Here is a 19030-nt window from a genome sequence, read left to right on the forward strand (position 1 = left end):
CGCGGTGACGAACACGCCGCAGCGACCGCGACACCGATCCGGCCCGGATGGACGCACACTGGATTGGTGACCCTCACGCAGGCCGAGCAGAACCCCACCGTCGAGGCCCCGCCGGACCGCGCCGCCGTCCCGCATCGCGGGCGGGGCAGATTGGCCGAGGTACCACACATCACCGGGCTGGTCCTCGGCGTCTTCGCGGTCCTGTGCTTTCTGTGGAGTCTCTCGCCCGCGCTGCGCCATCTGACGCAGGCGCCACGGCACTACGTCGACACCTACTACTTCGACGCACCGGACACCAGCCTCGTGTGGGCACTGGTCGTCGGTCTGCTTGCCGGGGCGCTCGCCGCGCGCAAACGTGTCGCGTGGTGGCTGCTCATCGTGTACCTGCTGCTCTTCGCGGTGACCAACATCCTGGATTTCGTCTCCGCGGACGACATCGACGCGCTGGTCGCCTTCGTGGTGCACGTCGTCGTGCTCGGGATCCTGGTCGCGGCGCGGTTGGAGTTCTACACGCGGGTGCGGCCGGGTGCGCTGTGGAAGGCGCTCGGCGTGCTGGTCGGGGGCCTGGCACTGGGCTGCCTGCTCGGCTGGGGGCTGGTCGAGCTCGCGCCCGGCTCGCTGCCCGCCGGTGCGCAGCGGCCGCTGTGGGCGGTCTACCGGGTCACCGCGGCGGTGCTGGTCGACAACGAGCACTTCGACGGGCACCCGCCTTCGTGGGTGAACTTCCTGCTCGGCCTGTTCGGCGCGATCGCGCTGCTGGCCGCGGTGGCGGTGCTGTTGCGCTCCCAGCGCGCCGACAACGCGATGACCGGCCTGGACGAGTCGGCGATCCGCGGGCTGCTCGCCGCGAGCGATGTCGAGGACTCGCTCGGCTACTTCGCCACCCGCCGGGACAAGGCCGTTGTGTTCGCGCCGAACGGCAAGGCGGCCATCACCTATCGCGTCGAGCTGGGCGTCTGCCTGGCCAGCGGCGATCCGATCGGGCCCAAACAGGCGTGGCCGCAGGCGATCAAGGCGTGGCTCGAGCAGGCCGACCGGTTCGGCTGGGCGCCCGCGGCGATGGGCGCGAGCGAGCTCGGCGCGACCGCGTACCGCAATGCCGGGCTCTCGGCGCTGCGCCTCGGCGACGAGGCGATCCTCGACACCCGCACGTTCTCACTGGCCGGGCCGGAGATGAAGCAGGTGCGCCAGGCCGCGAACCGGCTGCGCAAAAACGGTTTCGGCGTGCGCGTGCGCAGGCACCGCGACATCCCCGCCGCCGAGTTCGCCGATGTCGTCGCCCGCGCCGACGCCTGGCGCGACACCGAGACCGAACGCGGCTTCTCGATGGCGCTCGGCCGCCTCGGCGACCCGCTCGACGGCGACTGCCTGCTGGTGGAGGCCGTCGATCACGACGAGCGGGTGCACGCCATGCTGTCGTTCGTCCCGTGGGGCCGCAGCGGCGTCTCGCTGGAACTGATGCGCCGCGACCCACAGAGCCCCAACGGCGTGATGGAGCTGATGATCTCGCAGCTCGCGCTGAACTCCGATCAGTACGGCGTCACCAAGATCTCGCTGAACTTCGCGGTGTTCCGTTCGGTGTTCGAGGAGGGCGGCCGGATCGGCGCCGGCCCGATCCTGCGGGCGTGGCGCGGTGTGCTGCTGTTCTTCTCGCGCTGGTGGCAGCTCGAGGCGCTGTACCGGTCGAACGTGAAGTACCACCCGCGCTGGGTGCCGCGGTTCTTCCTGTACGAGGAGCGCAGGCAGCTGCCGCGGGTGGCGACGGCCAGCGGCCTCGCCGAGGGCTTCCTGCCGCGCCTCGGCAAGGAACCCGACGCGACCGTGCACACCGGCACCCACCCGGCCGTGCCCGCGGGCATCACGGGTCTGCACGCCGACGGCAGCCCGCCCGAGGCGCCGGAAGGCGAAGAGGCCGAGCAGGGTCCGCGCAGGCCGGAGCAGGTCCGGGTGCGCATGGACAAACTGAACCGGCTTACCGCCGCCGGCGTCGACTCCTACCCCGTCGCCTATCCGCCGACGCACACCATCGCCGCGGCCAGGGAATGCCCACGGGGAACGACGGTCCGGATCGCGGGCAGGATCCTGCGCATCCGCGACTTCGGCGGCGTGATCTTCGCCGTCGTCCGTGATTGGACGGGCGAGATCCAGCTCGTCGTCGACCGCGAACGGGTCGGCGCCGATCGCAGCGCCGAATTCACCGAGTCCTTCGATCTGGGCGATCTCATCGAGGTCAGCGGCCAGCTCGGGACCAGCCGCAGCGGTGAGCTGTCACTGCTCGCCCAGGACTGGCGGATGAACGGCAAGTGCCTGCACCCGCTGCCCGACAAGTGGCGCGGGCTAGCCGATTCCGAGGCCAAGGTCAGGCAGCGCTACGTCGACATGGCGATCAACCCGGAGACCCGCGAGGTGATGGGCAAGCGCAGCGCGGTCCTGCATTCGCTGCGCGACTCGCTGTTCACCTGGGGCTTCCTCGAAGTCGAGACGCCGATCCTGCAGCAGGTGCACGGCGGCGCCAACGCGACACCGTTCCGCACCCACATCAACGCCTACGACCTGGACCTGTACCTGCGCATCGCTCCCGAGCTCTACCTCAAGCGGCTGTGCGTCGGCGGCATGGAGAAGGTGTTCGAGCTCGGCCGGACCTTCCGCAACGAGGGCGTCGACTTCAGTCACAATCCCGAGTTCACGATCCTGGAAGCCTATGAGGCACACAGTGATTACCTGCGGATGATGCACCTGTGCCGCAGGCTGATCCAGGACGCGGCGGTGGCGGCCAACGGCGCAGAGGTGGCGCTGCGCCCGAACGACGACGGCGGTTTCGACGCGGTCGACATCTCCGGCGAATGGCGGGTCAAGACGGTGCACGGCGCGGTCTCGGAGGCGATCGGCACCGAGATCACCCCGCGCACCGAGCTGTCGCGCCTGCGCGAGCTGTGCGACGAGGCCGGCATCGCCTACCAGCACGGCTGGGACGAGGGCGCGGTGGTGCTGGAGATGTACGAGCACCTGGTGGAGTCGCAGACCACCGACCCGACGTTCTACCTCGACTTCCCCACCTCGGTCTCGCCGCTGACCCGCTCGCACCGCAGCATCGACGGCGTCACCGAGCGCTGGGATCTCGTGGCCTGGGGCGTCGAACTCGGCACCGCCTACAGCGAACTCACCGACCCGGTCGAACAGCGGCGCAGGCTCACCGAGCAGTCGATGCTCGCCGCGGGCGGTGACCCGGAGGCGATGGAACTCGACGAGGACTTCCTGCAGGCGCTCGAGCACGCCATGCCGCCCACCGGTGGTCTCGGCATGGGCGTCGACCGGGTGGTCATGTTGATCACCGGGCGCAGCATCCGCGAGACGCTGCCCTTCCCGTTGGTGAAACCACGCTGAAAGCGGGTATACGGACCGTGGTGTAAACGAAATCCGGCGCCGCCGCGATCAACCACTGCTCCGCGTCTTCGCGAGGCTTTCTTACCGAAAGTCGCACCGACAGCGCTAGTCTCGGAGTTCCGGCACCGGGAGGATGTCGGGCCAACAACACATCGGGATGGGATTACATGTATCTGGACCTGCTGACCACGGCCGCTCTAGTCGATCCGCACATGCTCACGAGCAGCTTCGACACCTTGGCGAGCTCGGACGCTGTCAACACCGCCGCGGACCTCTTGGCGAAGAAAAAGAAGAAGAGCAACACCGGCCTGATCATCGGCGGCATCTGCTGCCTGATCATCGTGGTACTCATCGTCGGTGGCATCTTCCTGCTCAAGAACAAGAAGAAGGACGGCGGTCAGCCGCCTGCCCAGCCGCCGTACGGCGGTCCGCAGGGTGGTCAGCCGCCGTACGGTCAGCCGCCCTACGGCCAGCCCTGATCTGAGCTGAGGGACTCGCGGCGGTGCCCTCGCCTCGATGACGAGGTATCCCGCGAGTCCTCAGGGCCGATACGGCAGAGTGTGTGAGCGTGCAGCTCATTCTCGTGCGTCATGCCCAGCCGGAACGCGTCGTCGGGGCCACCACCGCGGCCGACCCCGGTCTCACCGGCATCGGCCTCCAGCAGGCCGAGCGTGTTCCCGCGGCCCTGGCCGCCCACGAGATCGCGCGGATCGTCAGCAGCCCGCAGCGGCGGGCCCGCGACACCGCGGCCCCCACCGCGGCGGCGCGCGAACTCCCCGTCGAGGTGATCGACGATCTGGCCGAGTACGACCGCGACCTGCCCGCCTACATCCCCATCGAAGACGCCAAGACCGACTTCGCCGACGCCTACAACCGGATCAAGGCCGGGTATCTCCCCGAGCAGATCGACGGCCCCGCCTTCACCGCCCGCGTCCTCACCGCGATCGATGCCCTGGTCGCCGCGGCGGCACCGACGGACACGGTCGTCGCGTTCGCCCACGGCGGCGTCGTGAATGTGCTGCTGGCCGACATCCTCGGCCTGTCCCGGCCGCTCACCTTCCCGATCGACTACTGCTCGGTCACGCGGATCCTCTACTCCCGCACCGGCACCCGCACCGCGGCCACGATCAACGAGAACGGCCACATCTGGGATCTCCTCCCACGCAACCTCGCCCGCACCACCCCGTGACGCGACAGGGCCCGGTGTCGGTCGACGACACCGGGCCCCGCTACGCGCTGACTCAGGCCTGCTGAGCGATCCAGTTGTGCATCCAGGTGATGGCGGTCTGGCCACCGCCGACGGAGTAGCTGCCGTACAGCGTGTGCGCCTGCGAACGGTAGAACCGCTCCAGGTCCTTGGCCCGCTGCTGGTTCGCCGTGTCCGAGAGCTGCGCCTGCAGTGTCGGGACGCCACCGTGCGCCATCAGGTCGTTCATGATGGCGCCCGCCTCGATCTGGTAGCGCCACAGGTTCGCCGGGTTGGCGTCCGAGCTCTGCGCAAGGAAGCCGGCGAAACGGGTGATGAAGTCGTCGGTGGCGGTGGCGCAGTACAGGTCGTCGACCGCGCAGATGGTCCGCACCCGGTCACTGATCCAGCCGAAACCACCGGGACGGGCACCGCCCGCACCCGCGCCCTGGGCGATCGGGCCGACCTGCACGTCGGTGGGCGAGCGCCGCGGATCGGAGATCAGGCCGACGGCCTTGACCTTGCCCGGCGCGATCTTGCTGACGCCGGTTCCGATCTCGGCGGCGAGGTCGCCCGCCGCGTCGGCGCCCTGGCTGTAGCCGACCAGCGCGATATCGGTGTCGCCGCACGCGGCGAGCTTGGCGGTGATCAGTCCGCGGGCCGTGTCGACGGCCTGCTTCTTGGACTGGCCGTAGACATCGCCTTCCCACGGGAACGCGGTGGCGGCGTAGGTGACGTAGTCGACGTCGGTGTTGCGAGGTAGGCCCTTGGTGACACCGGCGAGCATGCCGGGGCCAGGGGCCTTGTCGTGGCCGGTTTCCCAGGTACCCGGGATCGCCACGACGTACAAACTCGGGCAGCCCGGCGCCGCCGCGGCGCTCGTGCTGCCTGCCATGATGCCGGTGGTCATCGCCGCGGCAGCACCCAGCGCCGCGACAACTTTCTTCAACTGCATACCGCTCCAGTCCACGTTGCTCGATGCAGAGCAAACCCCGTCAAGTTGCTGTCAAGATGGGTGAACTCGGCAGATGGGCCGTCGCGTGCAACGACCTGACGCTCCTCACCCAGACCTCGCCGCGAATCACAATAGAGGCACACGCGCGCTGATGCCACACAACTTGGCGAGCGTGTCTGTTTTCCGACAGTCCGCCGACGATCTCATGACGCGGCACCGATTAATCCCGCGTGGCAGTCTCGTCTACACAGACAACCGAGAACGAGAGAAAAGAGAGAATCATGGGCAAGATCGTTGTGGCAGAGTTTATTTCGGCCGACGGCATCATCGAGAACCCGGCCTGGACCGCGCCGTACTGGAACGATCGGATCGGCGATTTCAAGAATCCCGAGATCTTCGACGCCGACGCGCTGCTGCTCGGCCGCACCACCTACGAGGGCTTCGCGGCGGCCTGGCCCGAGCACCCCGAGGTCGGCGAGTACAAGGACCGGATCAACGCCATGCCCAAGTACGTGGCCACCACGACGGCGACCGAGCTGGAATGGAACGCCACCCGCATCGAGGGCGACCTCGCGGAGGCGATCGGAAAGCTGCGCGCCGAGCAGGATCTGGTGGTCTTCGGCAGCGGCACCCTGGTCGACTTCCTGCGCGCCAACAACCTCGTCGACGAGTACCGCCTCGTCGTCTACCCCGTGCACCTCGGCAAGGGGCTGCGCCTGTTCAACGATGTCGACACCCAGGCGACGCTCGAACTGACCAGCTCGGCGACGCTCGACAACGGTGTGCAGCTCAACGTCCTCACCGTCACCGCCAACGAACTGGCGTGACGGGCGCGGTGGGATGTCGGCGGCCACACGAGTCGCCGACATATCCACGGCAGTGTGATCTCACACCTCCAGGTCTTCTTCGATGCCCTTGAGCCGGTGGCGGGCCAGGGCCAGATTGGACCGGCCCCGGTCGAGGGCCAGGTAGAGGAACAGGCCCTTGGACTTGCGCCCGGTCATCGGGCGGATGACGTGATACTGGCTGCCCAGGGTGATGAGGACGTCCTCGATGTCCTCGTTGATGCCGAGCTGCTCGATGGTGCGCATCTTCGCGCGCACCACCTCGGTGTTGCCCGCCGCGGCGACCTGCAGGTCCAATGACTTGCTGCTGCTGAGCATGCCGAGCGCCATGCCGCTGCTGTAGTCGACGACCGCGGCGCCGATCGCGCCGTCTATCACCATCATGTCTTTCAGAGCCAGGTCCATATTCGACATCTCGTGCCTTTCATTCGGATTCTTGTTGGGTGTGCGCCGCCGCCAGATGTTCGGCGATGGCGCGAGCCACCGGCCGCGACTCCAGATGGAGCCGGCCGACGTTCACTTCCGGGCCGGCGAGCACGGTCAGCGAGGTGTAGCCGGCGGCGTAGATCACCACCTGCCCCTCGGTGCCGAGCACGACGACCTCGTTGAACCCGCCGCCGTGGGCGGTGGTCGCCAGCCGATACGACAGCGACAGCTGCGCGGCCGCCATCGCGGCCATGCTCGCGGGTTCGATATGCGGGGGTAGGTCGTGTTCGATGAGCAGCCCGTCGCTGGACGCCACCACCGAGCCGGTGAGGCGGGGCACCCGCTCCCGCAACGACTTCAGTTCGGCCAGCACGACCGTGTTGCGTTCGGGCACGGGCATCGCCACCTTCGTCAACTTTCCCCTCCATTCACCGAGCAGCTTCTTCCGCACGGTCACGCAAGCTCCTCCAACGCCGCCCTGAGCCGGATGAGTAGTTCGCGGTCCACCTGCTGCCAGCGCTCGGGCTCGTAGGGTGCTGTGCCGGGGTGGTTTCCGCGGCGCCGGGCGGACGCGGTCGCTTCCTCGTCGACCGCGTGCCGACCGGATCTTTCGTTCGCTCCCTGCGCCAAGTGCGGGGAACGAACGGTCCCCGCGGCGAGGGCGGACGGGATCCGCCTCGGTAACGCGGGCACGCCTGTTGTCTGCGCCGCCGGTGCCGGACGCCGGTGTCGCGCGGTGTCGTCGGCCGGGTGCGGCGCCAGGGCAAGGTGACGGCCTGCCTGCCGGGTCTGCGGCGCTTCGACCGCGAGGTCGGGGGTCCGGAGCAGATCGGCTGTGGTGAGGTCGGGTTCCTGGGGCAGATCCGCTGCGGTGCGGTCGGGTTCCTGGATCAGGCCCGCCTTGGTGAGATCGCGGACCGCGACGAGGCAGCCGTACGTGGTGCGGCCCAGGTCGCGGGCGATCTCGGCGATGCTGCGGCGTTCGTCGGCGGCGGCGAGGACCTCGGCCTGGCCGCCGGTGAGGACCACGCGATTGCGGCGCACCCGGCGTGCGGGCACCACCGGTACCGCGGCGACCAGGTCGGCGGGCCACGGTCCCTGGCCGTTGCGGCGGGCGCATTCGTGGACCAGTGCGCGAGGTGCGATGCGGCAGACCGGGGCGAGCCAGTGTTCGGGCGCCGGCCGGAATTCCGGCTCGGCCGACGACGCGAGCAGGAAGTACGCGGCGTCGAAAACCGACAGCAGCGCAAGGGTTTCCAGTCGAGGCTTCCGCAGCAACCGGCCGGGATCGCCGGCGCCGGCCCTGCGCCAGTCCTCAGCCGTCGCCACGCCCGCCTCGACGACGAGCCGGTCCAGACCGATGGTGCGACGGCAGCCCGCCGAGGCGATCGCGCCGCGCGCCAGATGGAATTCCCCGTCCCCGGCCCGCAGCACCCCGGTCGAGCCCTGTTCCTCGAGCCTGTGCAGTTCCTCGGCAAGTGCCACGCTCATCGCTGCCCGCCCGTCAGTTCCTCGAGCGCGGCCCGCAGCTGATACCGCGCCATCCCGAGATTGCCGGTGTCACCGTCGAAGACGACGTGCACGAACAGCCTGCCTTCGAAATCACCGTCGACCAGGCGCAACAGGTGGAATCCGCCGTTGCGGCAGATGACGATCTCGGTGATGTCGTCGTCTTCGCGCCCGGTAGCCAGCGCCGAACAGCTCAGCGCCGCGCGCACGACATCCGTCGTGCCAGCGGCATCCTCGTGTTCGTCGACGATGTCGTGCACTCCAGCGGCGGCAATCGCCAACCCGCTGGCCCCATCCACCAGTGTCACGCTGCACGCACCGGGAATATCCATGATGCGTTTCAGGCAGCCGTCGAGAGAATTCACACGCCCCGGCCTGTCATCGAGAGGGTTATCGAAACGAGACGTTATACCCACCCGCAAATCCCCGCATCTCGAACGCCGGAAAATTGCTGTGCCCCAACATGTTTGCTGAGGGTTGCTGGAAAACCGCTCGGTATCAATACTTTTGGGTAACTTGAGCCGGATTCGCTGTCGACTCGAGAAACCCCGTGCTCAACCGCCTTTTATCACCCGGCGACCATCTCGCGAACATAACGAACGGGACGTGAACGAGCCGCGAACCTGAACTCGGTCCGCCCGAACACCCGCCCGGCGTGTCGCTCAGCCCGCCGCGCGGCGGTACCAGGATTCGGCTTCGCGGTGGGCGCCTTGGGAATCGAGGAGGGCGGCGAGGTTGGACATGGCTCGGGGGTGGCCGAGGTCGGCGGCGCGGCGGAAGCAGCGGCGGGCTTCGGTGAGGGCGCCGCGGCGGCGCAGGAGCATGCCCAGGTTGTTGATGGCGTCGATATCGCCGTTGTCGGCGGCGTCGCGGTACCAGGCTTCGGCGTCGTCGAGGCGGTGCTGGTCCTCGAAGAGGCGCGCGAGGTTGTACATCGCGTCGACGTTGCCCGCGAAAGCCGCGTGGTGGTACCAGGCTTCGGCGTCGCGGCGCTCGCCGCACTGGTAGAGCAGGGTCGCCAGGTTGTACATGGCGTTGGCGTTGCCACCGGCAGCCGCACGGCGGTACCAGGATTCGGCCTCGTCGACCTCGCCGAGCTTGTCGAGCAGGACCGCGAGGTTGTTCATCGCGCGGGTGTGCCCTGCGGCGGCCGCCCGGCGGAACCAATGCTCGGCGGCGTCGAAATCGCTGTGGTCGTAGTAGATGTTGGCGAGATTGTGCATGGCGGTACCGTCACCGCGCTCCGCGGCGCGATGCAGGCTCGCCATCGTTCCCGGCGGTAACGGCACAGCTCCCCCTCGGATCATCACCGGTTACACATCGATAACGGAAAGTCTATGTGCTGCACCGTAGATCAGCCACGTCGTTTGCTTCCACACCGAAAATCTTTGGTGCGTAGCACGTTCAGCCCCCTACTCGGCAACCCCCTGGGAACAAAAAAGCGCCCGTGGACCGAAGTCCACGGGCGCCTTGGGTATTCGCGTGTCAGCGCTGGGCGACAGCGGTCGGCGGGATCGGCGCGGGCAGCGCGGTCTCGCCTTCCAGGAACTTGTCGACCGCCGAGGCCGCGGCACGGCCTTCGGCGATGGCCCACACGATCAGCGACTGGCCACGGCCCATGTCGCCCGCGACGAAGACGCCGGGGATGTTGGTGGCCCAGTTCTTGTCGCGCTGGACGTTGCCGCGGCCGTCGTAGCCGACGCCGAGGTCGGTCAGCAGACCCGGCTTCTGCGGGCCGACGAAGCCCATGGCCAGCAGCACCAGGTCGGCTTCGAGGGTGAAGTCGGTGCCCTCGACCTTCTCGAAACGGCCGTTGGACATCTTGACCTCGTGGGCATCGAGACCGGTGACCTTGCCGTCCTTGCCGACGAAACGCTCGGTGTTCACGGAGAACACGCGCTCGCCGCCCTCCTCGTGCGCCGAGGAGACCCGGTACATGAGGGGGTAGGTCGGCCACGGGGTGGAGCCTGCGCGCTCCTCCGGCGGACGCGGCATGATCTCGAACTGGTGGACGCTCTCGGCGCCGTGGCGGTGCGAGGTGCCGAGGCAGTCGGCGCCGGTGTCGCCACCACCGATGATGACGACCTTCTTGCCCTTCGCGTGGATGGGCGGCAGGCCGTTCTCGTCGGTGATGTCGTCGCCGAGCTGGACGCGGTTGGCCAGCGGCAGGAACTCCATCGCCTGGTGGATGCCGTCGAGCTCGCGGCCGGGGATCGGCAGGTCGCGGGCGATGGTGGCGCCACCGGCGAGCACGATCGCGTCGAAACGCTCACGCAGCTGCTCGGCGGTGATGTCGACACCGACGTTCACGCCCGCCTTGAAGATGGTGCCTTCGGCCTCCATCTGTGCCAGGCGGCGGTCGATGATGGACTTCTCCATCTTGAATTCCGGGATGCCGTAGCGCATCAGACCGCCAATGCGGTCGTCACGCTCGAACACGGTCACGGTGTGACCGGCGCGAGTGAGCTGCTGGGCGGCGGCCAGACCGGCCGGGCCAGAGCCGACGACGGCGATCTTCTTGCCGGTCAGGCGGGTCGGGTAGACCGGGGTGACCCAGCCCTCGTCGAAGGCGTTCTCGATGAGCTCGACCTCGACCTGCTTGATGGTGACCGGCTGCTGGTTGATGCCGAGCACGCACGACGCCTCACACGGAGCCGGGCACAGGCGGCCGGTGAACTCCGGGAAGTTGTTGGTGGCGTGCAGGCGGTCGATGCCCTCGCGCCACGCGCCCTTGTACACCAGGTCGTTCCACTCGGGGATCAGGTTCCCCAGCGGACAGCCGTTGTGACAGAAGGGGATACCGCAGTCCATGCAGCGGCTGGCCTGCTTCTGCAGGGTGTCGTGCGAGAACTTGTCCTCGTAGACCTCTTTCCAGTCGAGCAGTCGCAGCTCGACCGGGCGACGGGTCGGGAGTTCCCGTGAGGTGTGCTTCAAAAAACCTTGTGGGTCAGCCACGAGCCGCCTCCATGATCGCTTCGTCCACGTCCTTGCCGCTCTTCTCAGCTTCGGAGATGGCGAGCAAAACCTTCTTGTATTCGCGGGGCATGACCTTCACGAAGTGGTTCACCTGCTGGGACCAATCGCTCAGGATGCGTTCGGCGACAGCCGAACCCGTTTCGTCGCGGTGCACGGTGATGATGTCGCGCAGCCAGGTGAAGTCGTCACCGGAGAGCTGCTCGATCGCCTCGGCCTGATCCGGGCTGACGCGCGCTCCGAGCGTGCCCTCCGGGTCGTAGACGAACGCGACACCACCGGACATACCGGCGCCGAGGTTGCGGCCGGTGCCACCGAGGATGACCACCCGGCCACCGGTCATGTACTCGAGCGCGTGGTCGCCCACACCCTCGACGACCGCGGTGGCGCCGGAGTTACGCACGGCGAACCGCTCGCCGGCGACACCGTTGATCAGGATCCGGCCGCTGGTGGCGCCGAACATGATCACGTTGCCCGCGATGATGTTGTCCTCGGCGACGAAGCTCTCCGGCGCGTTGAGCGCGGGGCGGACCACGATGTGGCCACCCGAGAGACCCTTGCCGACATAGTCGTTGGCGTCACCCTGCACGCGCAGCGTGATACCGGCCGGGACGAACGCGCCGAAGCTGTTGCCCGCCGAACCGTTGAAGGTGATGTCGATGGTGTTGTCGGGCAGGCCCGCGCCACCGTAGAGCTTGGTCACCTCGTGGCCGAGCATGGTGCCGACCGTGCGGTTCACGTTGGTGATCTTGGTTTCGATCTTGACCGCCTGGCCACGCTCGAGCGCGTCGGCGCTCTGCGCGATCAGCTCGTTGTCCAGCGCCTTGTCCAGGCCGTGGTCCTGGGTGCCGGTGCAGCGGGTGTCCTGGTTCATGAACGCCGTCTCCGGCATGTCCAGAATCGGCGACAGGTCCAGCTTGGCGGCCTTGAAGTGCGCCTTGGCCGCGGCGGTGTCGAGCAGGTCGACCCGGCCGACGGCCTCGTCGAGCGAGCGGAAGCCCAGCTCGGCGAGCAGCTCGCGCACCTCCTCGGCGACGAACAGCATGAAGTTCTCGACGAACTCCGGCTTGCCGGTGAAACGCTCACGCAGCACCGGGTTCTGGGTGGCGATACCCACCGGGCAGGTGTCGAGGTGGCACACGCGCATCATGATGCAGCCCGAGACGACCAGCGGAGCGGTCGCGAAACCGAACTCCTCGGCGCCGAGCAGGGCGGCGATCATGACGTCGCGGCCGGTCTTCATCTGGCCGTCGACCTGGACGACGATGCGGTCGCGCAGGCCGTTGAGCAGCAGGGTCTGCTGGGTCTCGGCCAGGCCGAGCTCCCAGGGACCACCCGCGTGCTTGAGCGAGGTCAGCGGCGAGGCGCCGGTGCCGCCGTCGTGGCCCGAGATGAGCACGACGTCGGCGTGCGCCTTGGACACACCGGTGGCGACGGTGCCGACACCCGGCTCCGCGACAAGTTTCACGTGAATCCGCGCCTGCGGGTTCGCGTTCTTCAGATCGTGGATCAGCTGCGCCAGGTCCTCGATCGAGTAGATGTCGTGGTGCGGCGGCGGCGAGATCAGGCCGACGCCCGGCGTGGAGTGCCGCACCTCGGCGACCCACGGGTACACCTTGTGCGCGGGCAGCTGGCCGCCCTCGCCCGGCTTGGCGCCCTGGGCCATCTTGATCTGGATGTCGGTGGCGTTGGTCAGGTAGTGCGCGGTGACACCGAAGCGACCCGAGGCGACCTGCTTGATCGCCGACCGGCGCCAGTCGCCGTTCTCCTCGACCTCGAAGCGGGCCGGGCTCTCGCCGCCCTCACCCGAGTTCGAGCGGGCGCCGAGGCGGTTCATCGCGATCGCGAGGGTCTCGTGCGCCTCGGCCGAGATGGAGCCGTAGCTCATCGCGCCGGTGGAGAAGCGCTTGACGATCTCGCTCGCGGACTCGACCTCGTCGATGGAGATCGGCGCGCGCTGACCGGTCTTGAACTTGAAAAGGCCACGCAGCGCGGCAAGCCGCTCGGACTGGTCGTCGACCAGCTTGGTGTACTCCTTGAAGATCGAGTACTGACCCGAGCGGGTCGCGTGCTGCAGCTTGAACACCGTGTCCGGGTTGAACAGGTGGTACTCGCCCTCGCGACGCCACTGGTACTCGCCGCCGACCTCGAGCTCGCGGTGCGCGCGCTCGTTGCGGTTCTCCAGGAACGCGACACGGTGGCGGGTGGCGACCTCGTCGGCGATCTCGTCGAGACCGATGCCGTCCAGGTGCGAACGCAGACCGGTGAAGTACTCGTCGACCAGGTCCTGCGCCAGGCCGATGACCTGGAACAGCTGGGCGCCGTTGTAGGAGGCGAGGGTGGAGATGCCCATCTTCGACATCACCTTGAGCACGCCGTTGCTGGCCGCGGTGCAGTAGTTCGCGACGGCCTTGCGGAAGTCGGCGGCCAGGTCACCGGTGGAACCGGGGATCTGCAGCGAACCGCGCTCGAGCATGTCCTCGATCGACTCGAAGGCCATGTACGGGTTGATCGCGGCCGCGCCGAAGCCGACCAGCATCGCCATGTGGTGCACCTCGCGGGCGTCACCGGCCTCGACGACAAGGCCGACCATGGTGCGGGTGCGCTCGCGCACCAGGTGGTGGTGCACCGAGGAGGTGAGCAGCAGCGACGGGATCGGCGCCAGCTTCTCGTTGGACTCGCGGTCGGACAGCACGATGATGCGCGCGCCGCCGTCGATGGCCGCCGACACCTGGGTGTTGATGGCCGCGAGCGCCTTGCGGATGCCCTCGCCGCCCTCGGCGACCGGGTACAGACCGCGCACGACCACCGAGCGCAGCTCGGGGTGGCTGCCGTCGTCGTTGATGTGCACGAGCTTGGCCAGCTCGTCGTTGTCGAGGATCGGCTGCTCGAGCGCGATCTGCTTGCACGACTCGGGGCCGGGGTGCAGCAGGTCGGCCTCGGGGCCGATGTTGCGCTTGAGGCTGGTGACGACCTTCTCCCGGATGGCGTCCAGCGGCGGGTTGGTGACCTGCGCGAACAGCTGGGAGAAGTAGTCGAACAGCAGGCGCGACCGGTTCGACAGCACCGCGATCGGGGTGTCGGTACCCATCGAGCCCAGTGCCTCGCCGCCGGTCTTGGCCATCGGCGTGATCAGCAGGTTCAGGTCCTCGGTGGTGTATCCGAAGATCTGCTGACGGATCAGCACGCGGTCGTGCGACATGTGCACGTGCGGGCGGTCGGGCAGGTCGGCGAGGCGGCTGACGCCGGCGTCGAGCCATTCCTGGTACGGCTGCGCCGCGGCCAGCTCGGACTTGATCTCGGCGTCGGTGACGATGCGACCGGCCTCGGTGTCGACCAGGAACATCTTGCCCGGCTGCAGGCGGATCTTCTGGACGACGGTGGACGGGTCGATGTCGAGGACGCCGACCTCGGAGGCGAGCACGACGAGGCCGTCCTCGGTCACCCAGATGCGACCGGGGCGCAGGCCGTTGCGGTCGAGCACGGCGCCGATCTTCTTGCCGTCGGAGAAGCAGACGGCGGCGGGGCCGTCCCACGGCTCCATCAGCATCGAGTGGTACTCGTAGAACGCCCGCAGCTGCGGGTCCATGTTCTCGTTACGTTCCCAGGCCTCGGGAATCATCATCATGATGGCGTGGTGCAAGTCGCGGCCACCGAGGTGCAGCAGTTCCAGCACCTCGTCGAAGCGCGCGGTGTCACTCGCACCCGGCGTACAGACGGGGAAGATCTTCTGCAGGCGGTTCTTGCCCGCCTCGTCCTTGCCGAACACGTCCGAACGCAGCAGCGCCTCACGCGCGCGCATCCAGTTCTCGTTACCGGTGACGGTGTTGATCTCACCGTTGTGGGCGACCCGGCGGAACGGGTGCGCCAGCGGCCACGAGGGGAAGGTGTTGGTGGAGAAGCGCGAGTGCACGATGCCGATGGCCGACTCGACGCGCTCGTCCTGCAGGTCCAGGTAGAACGCGCGCAGCTGCGGCGTGGTGAACATGCCCTTGTAGATGAAGGTCTCGCCGGACAGGCTCGGGAAGTACACCGACTCCTTGCCGACAGAGCCCTCGCCCGGGCCGGACTTGCCAAGCTCGTGCTCGATCCGCTTGCGGATCACGTAGGCACGGCGCTCCAGATCCAGGCCGGAGAGCTGCTCCGCGGAGTTCTTGGGCGAGCCGATGAACAGCTGGCGGAAGGTCGGCATCGCGTCGCGGGCCAGCGCGCCGAGCGAGGACTCCTCGATCGGCACCTCGCGCCAGCCGAGCACGGCGAGGCCCTCTTCGACGACGATCTTCTCGACACCGTAGGCGGCACGCGAGGCCTCGCGGCGGGACTGCGGCAGGAAGGCGATACCGGAGGCGTAGGAGCCGACCGGGGGCAGCTCGAAGTCGACCACAGCGCGGAAGAACTTGTCCGGAAGCTGGATCAGGATGCCAGCACCGTCGCCGGAGTTCGGCTCGGCGCCCGCGGCACCGCGGTGCTCCAGGTTCAGAAGGGCCGTGATGGCCTTGTCGACGATGTCTCGACTGCGTCGTCCGTGCATGTCTGCGACGAACGCGACGCCGCAGGCGTCGTGCTCGAATGCCGGATCGTAGAGCCCGGTGGCACCGGGTGACCTGTGGCCAGGAAGTTGCGTCATGCCTCTGCCTTCAAGAAAGTCGGCTGTCGATGAGATCGGCCGCTCAGCGATGCTGAGTTGGGCCCTTCGTCGTTTCGCCTCCGTCAAGACTGCGTCCGTACGATCCGAAACCAGCGGCGGTGATGGTTTGCGGCGTGCAGTCACGTCTCCAGTTGTCCACCCGCTTCGTTGACGTAGTGGGTGCTCAGAGGTAACGGAACGCTTACGCATCCCATACCTCCGCGCGGGGGTTCACCCGCTAGTCTTGGTCCGGTTTCACCGGCCCTCGAAACAGGTGGTTGTGCCGAACTGGGTGCGTTCGGCGTAAGAGCAAACGATAAGTCAGACCGCAGACCCAACCAACTAAGGTCGGGCTAAGAAACCTGTCTAGCTGGGGTTTGTAACGGCGGCATGCTTCGTCGCGCGCGTCGTCCAGTGTAAAGCAGAGCTGGCACGGGATCGATCCCGAACAACCCGCGCCGACCTGCGCGAACACTGTGAACGAGCGAGCTGGAATCAGCCGTCGGCACAGCGCCGAAAGCTGAACTCACCTGCACCGCAGCAGAATTCCCAGACAATGCGCAGGTCAAACCTGCCTGCTCCGCTAACCGGGGTGGAAACGGTGAGATATTCCCGACAGCGGCTCCGACGTGCCTTGGTAGTGATCCGACCGTACGGTCTGTCCGCCGATTGTGCGTGACAGCACACTCCCGGCAAATTGTGGAACAGTGTCATTCGCCACAAAATGGCCTCCACCGACCGGTAGGTACGGATCGCCGGGGACGACACGCCGAGGTGGGTGGCGGTGCCCGCCCACGCGGCCGCGTCGCGCCGATGCCGGGTTCGCTCGACTGTGAGGCTGACCACACGAGGGGCCGCGCCACTCGGTGTGTCGGCTCGACGCCTGTCACGCTGGCACAACGAATCCATGACAGTTTCGCCATGCCCAGTGGAGCGCAAGAACCGGGGAGAACAGATGACCCGCACACTCACCTGGCTCGGCGGAGGCCTCGCCTCGCCCAGGCACAAGGATCCCGAAACCGGCGCCGACCTGGCCTTCAACCATGAACAGGGCGGCTATGTCGTCACCGGCGCCGCCGTCGCGCTGTTCGCCGCGATCGCCGGGATCGTCACCGCCGCCGCCCTCGCCGCCGCCGATGGCATCGGTGTCTTCGCCGTCGTCGCGCTCGCGCTCGTCGCCGGGGTAGCCGCCGGTGCGCTCGGCCGCGCGCTGGCCACCACCCGGCCCGGCGCTGGTGCCGATCGGGTCGGTCTCGCGGCCAGGATCGGCGTCGGCGTGCTGGCGGGCGTCATCGTCGCCGAGCTGGCCTCGACCGTGCTGCTCGGCGGCACCGTCGACCGGGAACTGGACGTGCGGGCGCAGGCGAGCGCCGAGAACGCGCCGGGCGTCGTCGCCGCGCGCACCGAATTCGACCGGGCGGCCGCCGACCGGGCCGCCCTCGACGTGTCGATCGCCAAGGCGCAGGCCGATATCGACCGCGCGCTGGTCATCGCCCGCTGTGAGTACAACCCGACGCCCGAGTGCCCGCAGACGCGGATCACCGGCGTGCCGGGCCGCGGGCCGGAGACCCAGACCGCCAACGACATGCTCGACGACGCCCGCAAGCGGCTCGCCGCCGAGCAAGCCCGCACCGAGCAGCTCGACCAGCAGGTTCGCACCGAGACCGCCGAACTCGCCACGGCGCGGGCGACCGCGATCGCCGAGGCCGACCGTGGGCTCGGCGCCCGCTGGCTGGCCATGAACGGCTACACCGCCGCGCACGCGGGCGCCGCCGCGCTGCGGGTGCTCATTCTGCTCGCCGGCGTCGCGCTGGCCCTGCTGCCGCTGCTGCTGCGCTGGTGGCGCGGCGAGACCTCGCTCGACCGCAGGGTCGACGCCGCGGAGATCGCCGACCGGGCTCAGCGCGAGGCCGACGCCGCCATCGCGGTGAAGCGGGCCGAGGTCCGCACCGAGACGGCCGCGCTGCGCGCCGACCACGAACTCACCGCGGCACGGCTGGCGATCGAAGCCGATACCGTCATCGACCGAGAACGTCAGCGCACCAGGATCATCGCCGCGATCGGCGGTTTCGAGCTCGGTTTCACCGAGCCGCATCGAAAGGACGACTCCGTGGCTCTGGAGCCGAACGTGACACCGCAGCTGCCCGCCGGGTATTTCCCCAACGCGCTGCCCGCCGCCGCGCCGCAGGCGGGCGCTCTGGTGCCCGTGCAGCAGCCGGTGAGCGCGCCCGCCGCGCCCGCGCAGGCCCCCACCGGTGGCGGCGGGCTCGAGCTGCCGATCATCGGCACGGTGCCGTTCACCGACACCGCCGCCCGCTGGATCCGCCCACTGGTGCCCTCCTTCGTCGCCAACGCGATCGACTCGGCGACCCACCCGCTGCGCACCGCGCGGCAGGCCTTCGAGGAGGTCGAGGAGGTCACCTTCACCCTGCGCCGCACCCGCAAGGTCACCGTCGACACCCAGGATTCGCAGGCCCAGCAGATGGCGCCCGCGGGCTACCAGCTGCAGGGCGGCCAGCCGGCGCAGGGCTACCTGCCCCGTGGCGGCTACCAGCAGCAGGCGCCGCAGTACCCGCAGCCGCAGTACCCCTACGCCCAGCAGATCGCCTCGACCGTCGTCGACGCACCCTCGACCCGCTACCACCCGGACCCGCGCCAGTACCAGGCCGCGCCGACGTACACCGCGCTGCCTGCGGGCCAGGGCAACGGCCTGCCTGAAGCGGGCGCCTACGGCGAGATTTCCGGCGGCAACGTCAACGAACTGCCCGGCCACCGCGGACCGCGCGAACTGCCACCCGCCCGCTGATCCACCCGACGGCCTGGGCGCCGCCGACGAGCTCGCCGGCGGCGACACTTCCGCGTCGCCCAGCTACCGCCGGCCGCAGGCCAGGGCGACAGCCTGCCTGTGCCGGTCGGCTACGGCGAGTTCGCCGACGGCGACGTCACCGAGCTGCCCGGCCACCGTGGGCCGCGCAGCTGCCGCTAGCCCGCTGACCAGACGAAACGGTTACCTCCGGCCCCGCGGTATGCCGTGAACCCGCTGACCGGCCGTCGTGACCACCGCGGGCTCCGCGAATTTCCCCAACCCACTGACCAGACGATGCGGGGCCGGATCCCTCCGGCCC

General features: G+C 68.6%; 13 protein-coding genes. 5 read left to right on the forward strand and 8 right to left on the reverse strand.

From position 1 onward, the window contains the following. Positions 1-66: 66 nt before the first annotated feature. The 3 genes from lysX to ACWF9G_RS32485 all read left to right on the forward strand — a co-directional run bounded on the left by lysX (position 67) and on the right by ACWF9G_RS32485 (position 4573). The gene (gene lysX, locus ACWF9G_RS32475) at positions 67-3384 is read left to right on the forward strand and encodes a bifunctional lysylphosphatidylglycerol synthetase/lysine--tRNA ligase LysX (RefSeq protein WP_452519957.1); all 3318 of its coding nucleotides are present in this window, start codon (positions 67-69) and stop codon (positions 3382-3384) included. Positions 3385-3551: 167 nt separating this feature from the next. Next, the gene (locus ACWF9G_RS32480; RefSeq protein ID WP_378849053.1) at positions 3552-3863 is read left to right on the forward strand and encodes a hypothetical protein; all 312 of its coding nucleotides are present in this window, start codon (positions 3552-3554) and stop codon (positions 3861-3863) included. A gap of 89 nt (positions 3864-3952) precedes the next feature. Further along, positions 3953-4573 (forward strand): histidine phosphatase family protein, encoded by a 621-nt coding sequence (locus tag ACWF9G_RS32485; protein WP_379309207.1) that lies wholly within the window; start codon positions 3953-3955, stop codon positions 4571-4573. 52 nt (positions 4574-4625) lie between these two features. On the opposite strand, the gene ACWF9G_RS32490 is transcribed toward ACWF9G_RS32485, so the two are convergent. Beyond that, a complete protein-coding gene (locus tag ACWF9G_RS32490; RefSeq protein ID WP_452519960.1) occupies positions 4626-5525 on the reverse strand; it encodes a cutinase family protein in 900 nt (299 codons plus the stop codon). Positions 5526-5806: 281 nt separating this feature from the next. Between ACWF9G_RS32490 and ACWF9G_RS32495 the strand changes: the two genes are divergently transcribed. Beyond that, complete coding sequence (locus tag ACWF9G_RS32495) at positions 5807-6352, forward strand: dihydrofolate reductase family protein (RefSeq protein ID WP_452519962.1); 546 nt, start codon at positions 5807-5809, stop codon at positions 6350-6352. Between the two features lie 60 nt (positions 6353-6412). Here the strand turns inward: ACWF9G_RS32495 and ACWF9G_RS32500 are convergent, their stop codons facing one another. From ACWF9G_RS32500 to gltB, 7 genes are all read right to left on the reverse strand, one after another. Continuing rightward, positions 6413-6784: a hypothetical protein gene (locus ACWF9G_RS32500; RefSeq protein ID WP_452519963.1), complete on the reverse strand. Its 372-nt coding sequence runs from the start codon at positions 6782-6784 to the stop codon at positions 6413-6415. A gap of 10 nt (positions 6785-6794) precedes the next feature. Beyond that, positions 6795-7253, reverse strand: a complete 459-nt coding sequence (locus tag ACWF9G_RS32505) for a roadblock/LC7 domain-containing protein (RefSeq protein ID WP_379309204.1) — start codon at positions 7251-7253, stop codon at positions 6795-6797. Then, positions 7250-8287 carry a hypothetical protein gene (locus ACWF9G_RS32510; protein ID WP_452519965.1) on the reverse strand — a complete coding sequence of 346 codons (1038 nt, stop codon included), beginning with the start codon at positions 8285-8287 and terminating at the stop codon, positions 7250-7252. Before ACWF9G_RS32510 ends, ACWF9G_RS32505 begins: the two co-directional genes overlap by 4 nt. Beyond that, positions 8284-8604, reverse strand: a complete 321-nt coding sequence (locus ACWF9G_RS32515) for a hypothetical protein (RefSeq protein ID WP_379309202.1) — start codon at positions 8602-8604, stop codon at positions 8284-8286. Before ACWF9G_RS32515 ends, ACWF9G_RS32510 begins: the two co-directional genes overlap by 4 nt. Before the next feature lie 363 nt (positions 8605-8967). Then, complete coding sequence (locus ACWF9G_RS32520) at positions 8968-9573, reverse strand: tetratricopeptide repeat protein (protein WP_379309201.1); 606 nt, start codon at positions 9571-9573, stop codon at positions 8968-8970. 217 nt (positions 9574-9790) lie between these two features. Continuing rightward, positions 9791-11260: a glutamate synthase subunit beta gene (locus ACWF9G_RS32525; protein WP_379309200.1), complete on the reverse strand. Its 1470-nt coding sequence runs from the start codon at positions 11258-11260 to the stop codon at positions 9791-9793. Then, entirely contained in the window at positions 11253-15905 is a 4653-nt protein-coding gene (gltB, locus tag ACWF9G_RS32530; protein ID WP_452519967.1) for a glutamate synthase large subunit, read from the reverse strand. The genes ACWF9G_RS32525 and gltB overlap by 8 nt, the downstream gene beginning before the upstream one ends. Before the next feature lie 955 nt (positions 15906-16860). On the opposite strand from gltB, the gene ACWF9G_RS32535 reads away from it, so the two are divergent. Next, positions 16861-18711: a DUF4407 domain-containing protein gene (locus tag ACWF9G_RS32535; RefSeq protein WP_452519968.1), complete on the forward strand. Its 1851-nt coding sequence runs from the start codon at positions 16861-16863 to the stop codon at positions 18709-18711. Positions 18712-19030: the final 319 nt, after the last annotated feature.

The organism is Nocardia sp. NPDC055029 (genome assembly GCF_053608525.1).

Coding starts and splice junctions, on each gene's coding strand:
- ACWF9G_RS32480 (WP_378849053.1), top strand. CDS start 3,552: ATGTATCTGGACCTGCTGACCACGGCCGCTCTAGTCGATCCGCACATG.
- ACWF9G_RS32490 (WP_452519960.1), bottom strand. CDS start 5,525: ATGCAGTTGAAGAAAGTTGTCGCGGCGCTGGGTGCTGCCGCGGCGATG.
- ACWF9G_RS32495 (WP_452519962.1), top strand. CDS start 5,807: ATGGGCAAGATCGTTGTGGCAGAGTTTATTTCGGCCGACGGCATCATC.
- ACWF9G_RS32500 (WP_452519963.1), bottom strand. CDS start 6,784: ATGTCGAATATGGACCTGGCTCTGAAAGACATGATGGTGATAGACGGC.
- ACWF9G_RS32510 (WP_452519965.1), bottom strand. CDS start 8,287: ATGAGCGTGGCACTTGCCGAGGAACTGCACAGGCTCGAGGAACAGGGC.
- ACWF9G_RS32520 (WP_379309201.1), bottom strand. CDS start 9,573: ATGGCGAGCCTGCATCGCGCCGCGGAGCGCGGTGACGGTACCGCCATG.
- gltB (WP_452519967.1), bottom strand. CDS start 15,905: ATGACGCAACTTCCTGGCCACAGGTCACCCGGTGCCACCGGGCTCTAC.
- ACWF9G_RS32535 (WP_452519968.1), top strand. CDS start 16,861: ATGACCCGCACACTCACCTGGCTCGGCGGAGGCCTCGCCTCGCCCAGG.